This window comes from Rugosimonospora acidiphila, from assembly GCF_039543385.1.
Lineage (GTDB): Bacteria > Actinomycetota > Actinomycetes > Mycobacteriales > Micromonosporaceae > Rugosimonospora > Rugosimonospora acidiphila.
Genome location: NZ_BAABJQ010000016.1, coordinates 191,285 through 204,742, shown reverse-complemented (window position 1 = coordinate 204,742; position 13,458 = coordinate 191,285). Strand labels below are relative to the sequence as shown.

At 66.5% G+C, this 13,458-nt stretch carries 9 protein-coding genes and 4 pseudogenes; 5 read left to right on the top strand and 8 right to left on the bottom strand.

What is annotated here, in order from left to right; genetic code table 11:
- Positions 1-1,217 (top strand): radical SAM protein (locus tag ABEA87_RS25395; protein WP_345633581.1); only part of this gene is annotated, 1,217 nt, incomplete at its 5' end.
- A 95-nt stretch (positions 1,218-1,312) separates the two neighbouring features.
- On the opposite strand, the pseudogene ABEA87_RS25390 reads toward ABEA87_RS25395, so the two are convergent.
- The 7 genes and pseudogenes from ABEA87_RS25390 to ABEA87_RS25365 all read right to left on the bottom strand — a co-directional run.
- A pseudogene (locus ABEA87_RS25390) lies at positions 1,313-1,449 on the bottom strand (ISAzo13-like element transposase-related protein); the annotation flags it as partial.
- A gap of 146 nt (positions 1,450-1,595) precedes the next feature.
- The gene (locus tag ABEA87_RS25385; RefSeq protein WP_345633578.1) at positions 1,596-2,387 is read right to left on the bottom strand and encodes an alpha/beta fold hydrolase; all 792 of its coding nucleotides are present in this window, start codon (positions 2,385-2,387) and stop codon (positions 1,596-1,598) included.
- On the bottom strand, positions 2,384-3,253 hold the full coding sequence (locus ABEA87_RS25380; protein ID WP_345633576.1) for a Rieske 2Fe-2S domain-containing protein: 870 nt from the start codon (positions 3,251-3,253) through the stop codon (positions 2,384-2,386). Before ABEA87_RS25380 ends, ABEA87_RS25385 begins: the two co-directional genes overlap by 4 nt.
- Positions 3,254-3,409: 156 nt before the next feature.
- Complete coding sequence (locus ABEA87_RS25375; RefSeq protein WP_345633574.1) at positions 3,410-3,784, bottom strand: hypothetical protein; 375 nt, start codon at positions 3,782-3,784, stop codon at positions 3,410-3,412.
- A gap of 523 nt (positions 3,785-4,307) precedes the next feature.
- Positions 4,308-4,556, bottom strand: a pseudogene (locus tag ABEA87_RS25370) (IS30 family transposase); the annotation flags it as partial.
- Positions 4,557-5,193: 637 nt separating this feature from the next.
- A pseudogene (locus ABEA87_RS42690) lies at positions 5,194-5,316 on the bottom strand (integrase core domain-containing protein); the annotation flags it as partial.
- Positions 5,313-5,516 (bottom strand): annotated as a pseudogene (locus ABEA87_RS25365) (transposase); the annotation flags it as partial. The pseudogenes ABEA87_RS25365 and ABEA87_RS42690, both read right to left, overlap by 4 nt.
- 760 nt (positions 5,517-6,276) lie before the next feature.
- Between ABEA87_RS25365 and ABEA87_RS25360 the strand changes: the two are divergent.
- The 4 genes from ABEA87_RS25360 (at position 6,277) to ABEA87_RS25345 (ending at position 13,268) form a co-directional block, all read left to right on the top strand.
- Positions 6,277-8,553 carry a TOMM precursor leader peptide-binding protein gene (locus ABEA87_RS25360; RefSeq protein ID WP_345633568.1) on the top strand — a complete coding sequence of 759 codons (2,277 nt, stop codon included), beginning with the start codon at positions 6,277-6,279 and terminating at the stop codon, positions 8,551-8,553.
- Positions 8,554-8,594: 41 nt separating this feature from the next.
- On the top strand, positions 8,595-9,962 hold the full coding sequence (locus tag ABEA87_RS25355; RefSeq protein WP_345633565.1) for a SagB family peptide dehydrogenase: 1,368 nt from the start codon (positions 8,595-8,597) through the stop codon (positions 9,960-9,962).
- Complete coding sequence (locus tag ABEA87_RS25350) at positions 9,959-10,771, top strand: HlyD family efflux transporter periplasmic adaptor subunit (RefSeq protein WP_345633562.1); 813 nt, start codon at positions 9,959-9,961, stop codon at positions 10,769-10,771. The genes ABEA87_RS25355 and ABEA87_RS25350 overlap by 4 nt, the downstream gene beginning before the upstream one ends.
- A gap of 223 nt (positions 10,772-10,994) precedes the next feature.
- Positions 10,995-13,268: an NHLP family bacteriocin export ABC transporter peptidase/permease/ATPase subunit gene (locus ABEA87_RS25345; RefSeq protein ID WP_345633559.1), complete on the top strand. Its 2,274-nt coding sequence runs from the start codon at positions 10,995-10,997 to the stop codon at positions 13,266-13,268.
- Here ABEA87_RS25345 and ABEA87_RS25340 read toward each other — a convergent pair.
- Positions 13,252-13,416 (bottom strand): hypothetical protein, encoded by a 165-nt coding sequence (locus ABEA87_RS25340; protein ID WP_345633557.1) that lies wholly within the window; start codon positions 13,414-13,416, stop codon positions 13,252-13,254. The two genes, ABEA87_RS25345 and ABEA87_RS25340, sit on opposite strands and share 17 nt — an antisense overlap.
- Positions 13,417-13,458 lie beyond the last annotated feature (42 nt).

Genomic DNA, 13,458 nt, shown 5'->3' with positions numbered 1-13,458 from the left:
GCCGGGACATTGAGATCGTTCAGATCTTCGTCGACCTGTGCGCCAAGTACGACAAGCGCATTGTGTTCATGACCAACTGGGCCAAGAACAGCAACTCCAAAGTGGTCGAGATCGCCGAGATCCTGCATAACCGCGGCATGCTGCCCGCGGTGACTCTGTCAGCCCAGTCCTTCCACACGCGCACCCTCGAACTCGCCAAACGGGGCAACATCAAGTCGGATCGCTACGACACCTTACTGACCGAGTTCCGGAGTCGTGGCATCCCCACCTACACGGACCTGATCTGGGGTCTGCCCGGGGAGAGCCTCGAGACGCATCTGGCCGGCATCGAACGTGTGCTGCAGGCGGGTGGTTGCCCGGTGGTGTGGCCGTTGCTGCTGCTCAACAACACCGAGTACGCCTCCGACACCTTCGGCGCCCAATACCCTCTCATCGTCGAGCGTCGGCCAGGCGACGTCAGCAATCCTGACCTCGTCGCCGACGTCGTGCTCGGACACCCCGACCTGACTGAAGCGGAGTGGCGACGCGGCAATATGCACGCTGCTGCGACCGGTGTGTTCGCGAAAGCGAGCATGCGGTGCACCCTGCGCTATCTCTCCCACGTCGGCGGCGTCCGCATCGTCGACCTGGTCGACGCCATCATCGACCTGATCGACGCCGGTGAGGTCCCCTGCCCTGGCCTGACCGAAGTGCAGCACAACTACGCCGTCGCACTGGCCGATCCCAGCAAGTTCGACGAAGAGCTTCTTCTCTCGATCCTCGGGCCGCACGTCCTGCGCGAGGAGATGTACTACCAGACGATGCTGCGCCTGGTGCTCCAGGACGCCACCACTCACCGCGAGATCCTCAAGTGGGTGAGCAAGGCGCTGATCGAGCGCTTCGGCCTCGCCGGTCGCCCCGGGATGGAGCTGCTCGCCGGTGTCAGGACGTTGGACCTTGCGGCCGGCGGCGTCTGGCGCTCCTCACTCGTGGGCAAGACGCTGTCCGGCTTCTTCGCCGTCCATCCCCGCGCTCTGGCAGTGCTCGTCGAGGGCGGAGACGTACCGGACTGGGGATTCGATCCCGACGCCGATGCGGTGCAGGGTCGCTTCGTATCACCGCGCCAGCGGGCCGGACTATGGCTGAGCATGCTCGACCTCAAGCTGATCCACGGCTACAGCCGACTGCTGTGGGAGGCCGAGGTAGTCCTTCTCCACGGCGCCACGGCGCCACGGTGACCAGGCGGCGACCGCGGCACCGCACGCGGCCGGCGACCCACACGCTCGTGCCGTGCGATGGTCGTGCCGTTGAGGTGTCTGCGCAAAGCGCAGGGCCGATAGCTGTCTGACCCGCCGGCGTCCGCGGTGACCAGCAGGACACACGCGTGTCGGGGTAGTCGTGCCAGCCTCGGGCGAGCCACCAGCGACGCAGCGTCTCCACTGCGAACGCGGCGGTGTCGTGGTCGATCCCGCCGGTGGCTCAGCCCGCCCGGTGTTGCGGGTCAGGTCGTCCACCGCTACGTCACTAGCAAGATCCAATGATTCATCGACTGATCGACGCGCCCTGACCGCTCCCGGAAACTGCCGCAGCGATTCAAGGCGTCCCCGGCCGGCGCTTCAGGACGACAGGAAGTCCGACATGATCTTGACCGAGTCGACCGGCTGCTCGAACAGCGGGATGTGACCGACACCGGGCAGGGTGTGCACCGCGCAGTCGGCAATCGCGACCCGGAGTCGCTCGGCGTTCCGGATGAAGCGCGGCATGTCGTCGGTGCCGACGATTACCGCGGTCCGCGCGCCTACCTGGCGCAGCATGGCGTCGTCCTGCTCGGACTCGAGGATCCCCATCATGGAACCGTTGAGGTACTCGTCGAAGGTGTGTTTGCCGATCACGTCGGCCAGATGACGCCATGCTTCAGGATGACGCGAAAGACCCTTGAAGATGTCCGGGGGCGACGCCATCCAGATGCTCGCCAGCCGTTTACTCGTCAACCCGGCCCGCCGCCCCCGCGCCAGCTCCATGACCCGGTCGCGGGCGTGCGGGTCGTCGCGGACCTTCTCGTTGATCGTCGGTGCAGCCATCACCAGACGATCGACCGGGCCACCGCGCAGCGTGGCCTCGAGGGCGACCGCACTGCCGAACGACAACCCCACCAGCCGGGTGGCGGCGTGCTCACGCATCACTTCGGCAACGGCCGATCCCACGTCGCCCAGAGTCGCGGTTGGCGGCCAGGGCGCGGTGGCGCCGTGACCGGGCAGGTCGACGCCGACGTGTGCGAACCCCGGCATCCGCTGCCACAACGGAAGCCACGCCTCCGCCGACATCGTGTAACCGTGCACCCACACGACGGTCGGCGCGTCACCAACGAGCGCGGCCTGCTTGGTGATCGCTAGAGCGGGCAGTGTCACCTGCGGCCACCGTCGATCGTCGGGAACTTCTCGCAGAACTCCCAGAACTCCTGGATCAAGGAGTCGGCCTTGGAGAGATCCGGCGGGGCGGACTCGTCGATGTGGTCCCATACCAGCCGGTCCTGCTCGAACCCGATGTGGGTCATCCGCTTCCACTCCGGGATGAGCGCTTCGTCCTCGGGAGGCACGGCGAACCCGATTCGCATCACGCAGCCGCCGTCCTCGGGAACGGTCCCCGTGATGATCACCTGTGTGCGCTCCGGCGACCGCAGTTCGGTCACGACCAACGTCGGCGAGAAGGCACGCAGGTAGAACTCACCAGCGGTCTTGGAACCGAACTTAGCGGTAACGGCGATCTCTCCCGTTTCCGACGCCGCCGCTGTGAACCGACTGAATCCGGGCATCCTGTGCAGCGCGGTGAAGTGTTCCGAGTCGAACCCATTCTCCATGATCATCCGGGTGGAGGTGGGCAGGTGCGCATTGACCATCGGCACGAAGGTGCGTTCTTTGGCGTACCGGAGAATGGTTGCCTCGAAGCCGAGATCGGCGTCGTGATCGCTCCTGAGCCGGACGAACAGCATGCCGCTGAGGAGGTGCGCGCGATGCTCGGCAACGGCATACCGCTTGTTCTTGTCGCCGAGCGCGATGCGCCGGCCGTGGAACGGACACTCGACGCAATCACCGTCGATCGTTCCGCCGTAGCCCAGGTGAGCGCCACGGTGCGGGCAGTCGGCGTCGAACACTCTCACCCGATCGGCCTCGCGCACGGTCATCAGACGTCGCCCGCCGAGCTCAAGTGGGGCAACACCTTCCGATACCTCGTTGTCGTACGCGGCGAGGTACCATCCCGCGTGAATGGCGGCCATACGACTCCTTCAGAGGACAGCCACCGCGACCGGCGGCCACTGATGACGACGCCGCGGACCGAGCGCTAAGACCACCTGCTCGGCATCGTGGCCAAGAATCACGAATGGGCGGCGAGCACCTTGCAGTGTTCGCCGCCCATTCGTCGATACCGTTGCTCAGGTGCAGCAGCAACAAGGGCAGCAGCAGCAGGAGTCGCCGCCCGACACACCCGCGAGCTCCTCCTCGCTCAGCTCCTCCGTATTGACCTGGGGGGTCGACGGAATCAGGAACACGTACGTCCCGCTGGTCTGGCCGGCTTCGTAGAGCTCCACCTGCTGTTCGAGGCTGGAGTCACCCCCCCGCTCCGGTTCCGGGTCTCGGCGATCCACCCGCACCGTGGCGCCGTCGGGGATGGCGATGCCGGCCTCGGTGAGCGCCGCCTTCGGGTCTGACTCAAGCAGCGCGCTGAACTCATCATTCGACCACGCATTGATGACAGCCCGCGTGTAACCACCGACGAAGTCGGCGCGATCCTGTTCGGACAAAGCCATGCTGCATCCCTTCTTGGATCCTGCAGTCGGTTCACTGCCGACGCCCGCCACGTGCCTCGTGGACAGCTATCACTTTGCGTGGTGCAGCTCACGGGATCCAGACCTCGAGGCACGGCAACGGGGCGTAACCCAGGAGGCAAACGTGGTACGTACCGTTCTCAGCCCTGTGGCCAGAGTGCGTAAGGGCATCTCCTCGACACGCAGGGAGGTGCCAGGCAGTGGAGGTTCTGCGACAGAACCAGGCGAGCGGGGAGCGCCACAAGAACGCCGGCGCGGCAGCGCCGCCGTATGCCGGGTGGGTCGTACCCAAGAAGCTGAACCGGCCTGGGCGCACCAGCACCCGCGATCAAAAGATTCTCCTTCCCGATCGAGCGGCAAGCTGAAGGGCCGAACGGAAGCCAGGTCAAACACCCCACTGAACAATCGGCTGCTCAAATCCCGCTGCAGGTTCGCCGCAGCGCGAACCCGGCGAGAAAGGACCGTCGGTTTCTGACGCCCAGTTCGCCGGACACTTGATGACCGCGGTGTGCACGCACAAGTCCGTTCCCTTGGGCATGTTCTGGCGCAGCAAGCCGTTGGTGTTCTCGTTTGAGCCGCGCTGCCATGGCTTGTGGGGATCGCAGAAGTAGACCTGGACGCCGGCGGAAACGGTGAAGCGAGCGTGGTGAGCCATTTCCTTGCCTTGATCCCAGGTGGGGCTGCGGCGCAGCTCGCCCGGCAGTGTTCCGATAGCGTCGCGTAACGTCCGCTCGACGCCGACCGCGTCCCGACCGTCTGGCAGGTGCAGCGGCCGGTGCGCGATCTCCTGCGGCGACCACCATTGCTTCAACCATTCGGTCACCTGGCCCGCCAACCGGCCACCGGACAGCTTGAACGGCTTCGGCCGCCGAGCCTGCGCACGAGCGCGCTGGTCCGCCCGCCAGGCACGATAATCCTGCCGTCGGCCATTGGCGGCCACCTCCCGAGACACCGTCGAGACGGCCTTGCCCAACCTGGCGCGATCGCAGCCGCGTTGCTGGACGGGGATGGGTGAGGGCAGGGTCTTGGCCAGCACGCCGTCGGGGATGACGTGGACGAGGTGCCCGTCCAGGCGGGCCACGACGCGTTGCCCGGCCAGGTGCGCGCCCACGGCCAGGTCGTGACCGCTGAGGCCGATGACGCCGCTGGCGTCGACGGTGCGGTCGACCTCGACCACCGTGCCACCGGGCAGCGGACGGTTGCGCGGCACGCCCGTGGCCGGTGGCGGCCCGGCCGGGGTGGCGCCGCGCAGCCGTACCCCGGCGGGTACCAGCAGCGGCGCCCCGGGCGCTGCGGGCACCGGTTGCGGCGCGGGTTCGGCCCCGGTGGTTACCGTGAGCGCCTGGGGGTCGTGGTGGCGGGGCTGGAAACAGGCTCGCCGGCGTGGCCATCGCCAGCGCCTGGTGTGGGCGGGCGTGGTTGTAGGCGTGCACCCAGGCGTTGATGGAAGCTTGCGCGGTGCCTTGACCCGCAGCGCGGAGAGCAGCTTCTCCGTGACACCGGCTTACTCCCACCGTGCGAAGTACCAGTACACCGTCTGCTGTAGCGGTAGATCCGCGGGCAAGTACCGCCTCGGGCAGTCCGAGCGAACCAGGTAGAGGATCGCGTTGACAATCTCGCGCCGCGGATGGTTCTCCGGCCGCCCATCCGCGCTCGGCTCCGGCAGCAGGTCCTTGACCAGGTCCCGGCGGGCGTCGCTCAGATCAGACGGGTAGCCGCGACGCGAAGACACGCGACACCCTGCCCGAGCCGACTATCACCGTCACGACGCCACACCATCACCATGAGGCCCCTCAAAACACCCACTCAGCTTGTTCTTCAACCTTTTCGCTGCCATACGGGACAGCCGACGGAAGACCGCGATCGTCTGCGCCCGCTGCCACGGCAGCACCCACCCGCAGCCGAACACGCAGTAGCACTGGAGAGCCGCGATGCGGGGAGACTCGCACGTCCGGTTCGGGGAGCGGGCCGAGGAGCCGGGTCGGTGGGTGTGCAGGGTCGGCGTGGAGTCGGACCGAGGCGCGGTATCGGCGGTTATGACCTCTGGATGAGGGCCACCATGCGGGTTGTTTACGTCCCCTACGTAGTGGAGGCGGTCCTCGATCGCCCGGTGCCCCCTGATCAGGTCGCTCAGCTCGGCGCCGTCGGCCTGCCAGGCGGCCAGCGAGGTGACCTTCGGGGCGCGCCTCTCGTCCCGGGCGTGGCCGCGTTCGCGACGCCGGTCGGCGACCGGCACCTGTCACCAGCGCCGCGTCGCAAGCATCGACCATTGCTTCCCAATGACCACGCCTGACAATCGCGCATACGTACCGAGCGGGGCGCCACCACGCATACGCATCATGAAGTCTTGCGCCGCTGCCGCGGAACTGGAGACACTCTGCCCCGGGCAGTCGAACAACCTCTCGACTGCTATCGCCTCTCCCCTGCCATCGAGAGGTTGCCGTCACGAGGTTGAATGATCAGTGGGGAAACGGATGATCAAGCAGCCAAGGCTACGCAGTCATCTCCGCGCCGAGGCCGTTGGGGGGCGGGTGTTCCTCCTCGGTGACATGGAAGCCTTCGTGCTCGAAGGCGAGAACGTCGGGCCGCTGGTCGAACTCCTTGACGGCACCCGGGATGTCCAGCAACTCATCGCCGACCTGGCCGGTCGAATTCAACCGCTGGCAGTGCTCACCCAGCTCCATCGATTCGAGGCCGCAGGTTACATCACGGAGGGCGCAAGCGGGCTGCCAGAGCCGCTGACGGAGTGGGTCGACGCGCTCGGACTGCCGACGCAGCACGTGGAGCGCGTGCTGAATCAGAGTCGGGTCGCGGTGACGCCGCTCGGCACCACGACAGGCACCGCGGCCGCGGGACTGCGAGATACCGGCCTGCGGAACGTCGAGGAAGTGGCCGGCGACGCGCTGGCGTCCGGTTCCTGGGACCTGGTCGTCGTTCTGGTCGACGACTATCTCAACGAAGACCTCGATGCACTCAACGCAACGATGCTCGCCAGGTCGCAGTCCTGGATGCTGGCGAAGCCGACCGGCACCGCCACCTGGGTCGGGCCCGAGTTCGAGCCCGGCGAAACCGGTTGCTGGCGATGCCTCGCGCAGCGACTTGAGGGGAACCGGCAGGCCGAGCGATTCGTCTACGGCCGTCAGCACAAGCCGTCGCGTCTTTTTCTTCAGTCCGAGCACGCGAGCGGTCATCACCTTCTCATCGGGCTGCTTGCCCCGGCCGTGTTGACGCGCCTCGTTATGGGGCGTAGTGAGTTGACCGGCGTGCTGCGGACCAACAGTGTCCGCCACGGCAGTCAGGGCGACCACGTATTGGTGCGACAACCTCAGTGCCCAGCGTGCGGAGACCCGAGTGTCGCGAGCCCGGCCGACCGCAAGATCGTGCTGAGCCGTGGCCAGGCCACGAAGACGACCGACGGTGGAATCCGGGTCTGCACAGCCCAGGAGACCTTCGACCGATTGCAGAAGCACATCTCGCCGCTGATAGGTGCTGTCACCGGCGTGATCCCCTTGGACGGGGGCAACGAGGACGGCCTCACCTACAGCTACGCCGCCGGCCACAACTTCGCGATCGGGCAGGACAGCGTCGCCAACTTGCGCCGCAACCTCCGCTCGCAGAGCGGCGGCAAGGGCCGCACGTCGATCCAGGCGCAGGTCAGCGCGATCTGCGAAGCGATCGAGCGCTACTCAGCCGTATGGCGCGGTGACGAGGATGTCTACCGGGCGGCGTACAACGACCTCGATTCGGCCGTCGCGGTCGACCCCGACACCCTGACTCTCTACTCCGACGCGCAGTACGAAGGGCGCGACGAGTGGAACAGCGACTCGGTCGGTCATCGGCTGCACGTGGTACCCGAACGCTTCGACCGCTCGCGTGAGATTTCCTGGTACGACGGTTGGTCGCTGACCGAGAATCGCCCGCGAGCGGTGCCGGCGGCGTACGTCTGGTACGGCCATCCTGATCTGCGCGAGCACTTCTTCTGTCTGGGCGATTCCAACGGCAGCGCTAGCGGCAACGTCCGTGAGGAGGCGATCCTCCAGGGCCTGTGCGAGCTCGTCGAACGTGACTCGGTGGCGATCTGGTGGTACAACCGGCTCACTGTCCCGGGCGTCGCTCTCGACTCCATCGACGACCCTTACGTCGCCACCCTCGAGAACTTCTACGCCAGTCTGGACCGAAAGCTCTGGGTCCTCGACATCACCTCGGATCTCGGCATCCCGGCGTTCGCGGCGTGCACGTCCCGCGACCACGACGTCGAAGACATCATGGTTGGGTTTGGAGCGCACCCGGACGCGCGGACGGCACTGTCCCGGGCGCTGACCGAGGTCAACCAGTTCCTGCCCACCGTGCGGCGGCGAGACGCCGACGGCAACACGCTCTACTGGCACGACGATCCCGCCCTGATTTCCTGGTGCAAGGAAGCGAAGCTGGCCGACAACCCGTGGCTGCTGCCCGATCCGGCTCAGCCACTCAGGCTGATACCAGAAGGTGAGGGAGACGTGAGCCGAGATCTCGGCGCATGCGTGCAGAGTTGTGTAGAAGCTGCCGCGCGGGTCGGTCTCGAGGTCATCGTCGCGGACCTGACGCGTCCCGAGATAGAGCTCTCCGTCGTCAAGGTGATGGCGCCGGGAATGCGCCACTTCTGGCGACGCACCGGGCCGGGCCGGCTGTACGACGTCCCCGTTCAGATGGGGCGCCGTGGCAGCCCGACCGCCGAGTCGGAGCTGAATCCCCGGAACGTCTTCTTCTGATGACAACCACACGGTCGGACACTAGAACCCAGCGAATCGCGGTGCAGCAGGTGCTCGCGCCCCAGGCGGAGCTGGTCCTGGAACCGCGACCGCGCCTGCACCTGCGCGGACGCACGTTCGACTTGACCGTCAAGTCGGACCTCATTCTCCAGGCTCTGACGGAGCTTGCGCAGGGTGCTGATGTAGAAGGAGCCGCGGCCCGGAGCGGGGTGACGCGGGACCTCGGGTCGGCGCTGCCCTGGTCGATGCTGCTGCGCAAACTGGACGCGGTCGGTGCCATGCTCTATCGGCTCCCAGGCAATGCGAGCGAGCCCCTTGCGGAGCTTGTTCCGCTCACGCGTGGCCCGGTCGCGCTTCCTCCCCGGACGCGTGATCTGACGGCCTGGACGCCCAACCGTGCGGCCACCGTGCGGATCGAGGACAACCGGCTGGTGCTGCAGGCACCGGATGCCTGGTGCCAGGTGTACCTCAGTCCGGGCGCGGCGGCGGCTTGGGCCGAGGCCGCGGCGCGCCAGGTGCCGACGGCGCCATGGTGGCCCGAGTTCGCGCGGATCCTGGCCGCGGCTGGCGCGTTGCGCGAGAAGCCTCCAGTGGCCGATGAGATGCTGTGGAGCGTCGCCGAGTGGGCCGCCTATCTGCATTCGCGCCTCCCCGACACGGTGTCGGGGTTCGCGGGAACCTACCGCGGGGCGAAGATCGTGCCGGTGCCGCCCGCGCGCTGGGAGCCGGGGGCCACGACGGTTGTTGACCTGCCAACGCCCGACCTGGATCTGCTCGCTCGGACGGATCCTTCGCTCACCACAGTCAGCGAGGCCCGCCGGTCCCGCCGGGAGCATGACGGCGATCGCCCTATCACCCTTGACCAGTTGAGCGAGTTGCTTTATCGGGTGGCGCGGGTACGCGGCGTCCTGAGGGGCGAGGGTGCAGAAGCGGTTGATCGTCCGGTGCCCGCGGGGGGAGCTCTCCACGAGGTCGAGGTGTTCGTAGCGAGTCAACATTGCGACGGGCTCGATCCGGGTCTGTGGTGGTACGACGGGCACGAGCATCGGCTCGTTCAGATTGCGGGCGTCGGCCGGGACTTGGAGCGGCTCGTGGGGTTCGCCACCAGCGCCACCTTGCAGACAAAGCCGCCGCAGGTGTTGTTGCAGTTCGCGGCGCGGCCCGCGCGTCTCCTTACCAAGTACGAATCGATCGGTTACGCGCTGATGGCGAAGCACACGGGTGTGCTCATGCACGCCGTTTACCTCGCTGCCGAAGCCATGGGGTTGGCTACCTGCGCCGTGGGAGCCGGCGACGGTTCGGCATTCGCGGCTGCAACGGGCCGCGGTCTTGGTGAGCTGGCACCTGTCGGTGAGATGACCCTCGGCAGCAGGTTGCCTGAGGACGTGGACGAAGAGGGTGCGGGATGAAGTTCCGTGGTCGGGCACTGCAAAAGATGCGAGAGCCGGACGAGCTCGACCGCCCGATCATGCTAGTGGACACGCGAGGATGGACGGCTCTGTTCGTCATCCTCTCGGTGGTCCTCGGCGCCGCGATCTGGTCGGTGAACGGCAATCTGCCGATCACAATGACGGCGCCTGGAATCCTGACGAGCGCGGAAGGCAATCGCGCTGTCACGACGCCGTACGCCGGCACAGTCGCCATAGCGACCGCGAAGCCCGGTCAGCGGGTGAGCGCCGGAGACACGCTCCTCGACGTAACCGGCGAAGACCAGAAGCGCCGGACTGTCACTGCACCAATCGACGGAATGGTTCTCACCATGGCCGGCGCGGTCGGACAGACCGTCTCACCGGGTGACACGGTGGCGACCATTCAAGCGGGCAGTGGGGCCTCCGACCTCGTCACGCTGGTATTCGTTCCGACCTCACAGGCGACATCGGTACGGCCGGGCATCGACGTACTGCTGGCGGTCGAGGGGGTGCCGCAGCCTCGGTTCGGTCTGCTGAAGGGGACGGTCCTGGCGGTGGGTCGATTCCCGATCGACCCTTCGATGGCGGTTGGCATCGTCGGCAGCCCGTACACGGCCAATGAGCTGACACGGGGCCAGCCAACGGTGCCTGTCACGATCAAACTGAAAACGGATGGGCGGACCAAGAGCGGCTTCGCGTGGACCAGTGCCGACGGTCCGCCGTTCCAGATCTCGCCTCAGCAGAAGGTCGCAGCCTCGTTCCATCTGGGAAATCGGACACCCTTCGACGTGATTCTGAGGACGAGCTGACGTGGCCCAACGCGACAACACTAAGCAGCCAGGATGGGATCGCACGCCGGCCGAGGGCGCTGTCCGGAAAGTGACTGACCCTCCGGCACCATCCCCTCCGGGCCAGCAAGGTGACCCGGAGACGGGCGGCGGCGGGCGGCCAGTGCAGGAGCCGCAACAAGAGCAGCTGCCACGACAGCAACCGCGGCTCGACGCCAGCAGCAAGACCCCCAAGGTGGCTAGCGTGGGCGAGAAGGCAGTCAGCCAAGCAATGTATTTGCTGCCCGAGACCGCCCGGCGGCGCCACAAGTCGTGGAAGACGCCGGTCCGTATCCAGATGGAGTCGGTGGAGTGTGGCGCAGCCGCACTGGGAATCCTGCTGGCTCACTACGGTCGGCACGTTCCCCTTGAGCAGTTGCGTTCCCAGTGCAGGGTCTCCCGCAACGGCTCGAACGCGAAGGATCTCCTCTCCGCTGCCCGCGAGCACGGGTTCGAAGCCGTCGGCTATCAGATGGACCTGGACGAGCTCCAGCGCCTCCGGGCCCCAGCGATCATCTTCTGGGCGTTCCAGCACTTCATGGTGATTGAAGGCTTCTCCCGTCGTTGGGGCAAGACCGTCGTTCGCGTCAACGATCCCGCCGCCGGCCGGAAGAAGATGACCTGGGACGAGTTCAACGACGGGTTTACCGGCGTTGTCATCATGGTTCGGCCGGGTCCGGACTTCCGCCAGGGCGGCGCCGGCCCGTCGACGTTCGCGGCACTGCGCTCGCGGCGCGTCTCCGCGGCCAACGCAGTCGTCCTGATGCTCCTGGCGAGTCTGTTGCTCGTTGTCCCCGGCATCATCGGGCCTGCTTTCAACCGGGTGTTCTATGACTCGGTCCTCTCGGGTTCGTCACCGTCGTACTTCTGGCCGCTGTTGAGCGTGATGGCGTGCACGGTGGCATCGTCGGTGCTCATCAGCCACGTGCAATACAAGGCCCTCGCGCGCACCGAGGCATGGATGTCGGTGGTGTCGACCGCGAAGTTCATCCGCCACCTACTGCGCCTGCCGATGGGCTTCTTCCTGCAGCGCAAGGCAGCCGAGCTCGAACAGCGCGTAGGCTTCAACGGGCGCGTCGCCGAGGTCTTGGCCCGGGATCTCGTCGTCAGCGTTGTCAACATGTTCTTGATCGTCTTCTATGCAGTGTTTCTGCTGCGCTACTCCCTGCTTCTCGGTGCGGTCGGCATCGGTATGGCAATGCTCAACGTCGTGTTGCTGCAGCGCGTGATCGCCGCCCGTCGTGCGCTCAACGACACGGTCAATGCCGACATGGGTGGTCTGGTGGGCACCACTTACCACACGCTTCGGACCATGGAGACGGTGAAGGCGACTGCCGGGGAGGACATTGCCCACATGCGGTGGGCCGGCTTCTATGCCAAGGTGCTCGGTGCGCAGCAGCGCATCGGAGTGGCGAGCGCCCTGCTGGCGGTTGTGCCACCCTTCCTCGCCACCATCAACAGCGCCTTCATCCTCTTGCTGGGTGGCATGGGCGCCGTCAACGGCGTGATAACGGTCGGGACGCTCATCGCGTTCCAGAGCCTGCTGGCGGGGCTCAACCGACCGATCTCCGAGTTGACCAATCTGAGCAGCCGCATACAGACGCTCGGCGCTGAGGTGGTCCGGCTGAAGGACGTCGAGGACTATCCCGCCGACCCCTCGGTCGTCCAGGAGAACGGCGACGACGCGGAACGCCCCCGCCTGAGCGGCTTACTGGTGGTCAAAGACCTCAGCTTCGGCTATTCCACGGGCGAGCCGCCGGTCATCTCCGACGTGACCTTCACTTTGGCACCCGGCGGCCGGCTTGCGCTGGTGGGCACCTCCGGAAGCGGCAAGTCGACCATCGGCAGGGTCATTGCGGGCCTGGTCGAGCCGACAGCAGGTGTCATCGTGATGGACGGGCGGCCCCGCCAGGAACACTCCAGGACGGTGCTCGCGGCCTCGGTCGGATACGTCGACCAGGACGTCACCATGTACTCGGGGAGTGTGAAGGACAACCTGACCCTGTGGGACGACTCGATCCCTGACGAACTGGTGTTGGCTGCGCTCGATGATGCGGAGATGCTCGAGACGGTCACCAGCCGCCCCGGTGGCATCCACGCCAATCTAGGAGAAGACGGAGCCAACCTCTCTGGTGGCCAGCGTCAGCGTCTCGAGATCGCCCGCGCGCTCGTCGCCCAGCCGACCATGCTCGTTCTGGACGAGGCGACCAGTGCGCTCGATCCGGAGACCGAACGGAAGGTCATCGACAATCTGCGCCGGCGGGGATGCAGCGCGGTGGTCATCGCTCACCGGTTGTCGACGATCCGGGACGCGGACGAGATCATCGTGATCGACAAGGGCAAGGTGGTCGAGCGGGGCACGCACGACGAATTGATGAGCCGTGGCCAGGTCTATCCCGGGCTGGTCCGGAGCGGCATCAGCGACCAAGCGGAGCAGGAGACACCCTTTGTCAACCACAAGATCAGGCGGCGGGTTTGAGTTGGTTGGAGCGGCCGAGGGCGCGGTTGCGGTTGGCGACGTGGATCACTTCGTCGTACGGGGTGTTCCTGGTCAGGCAGTGCCAGAGGATCTCCAGGTAGCGGTTGCACGGCGCCGTGCTGATGGACCAGTCCTCGCGGGACGACACCCTTGTGGGCGTCGTGCCATCAAGGCCGCCCTCCTGGGACGC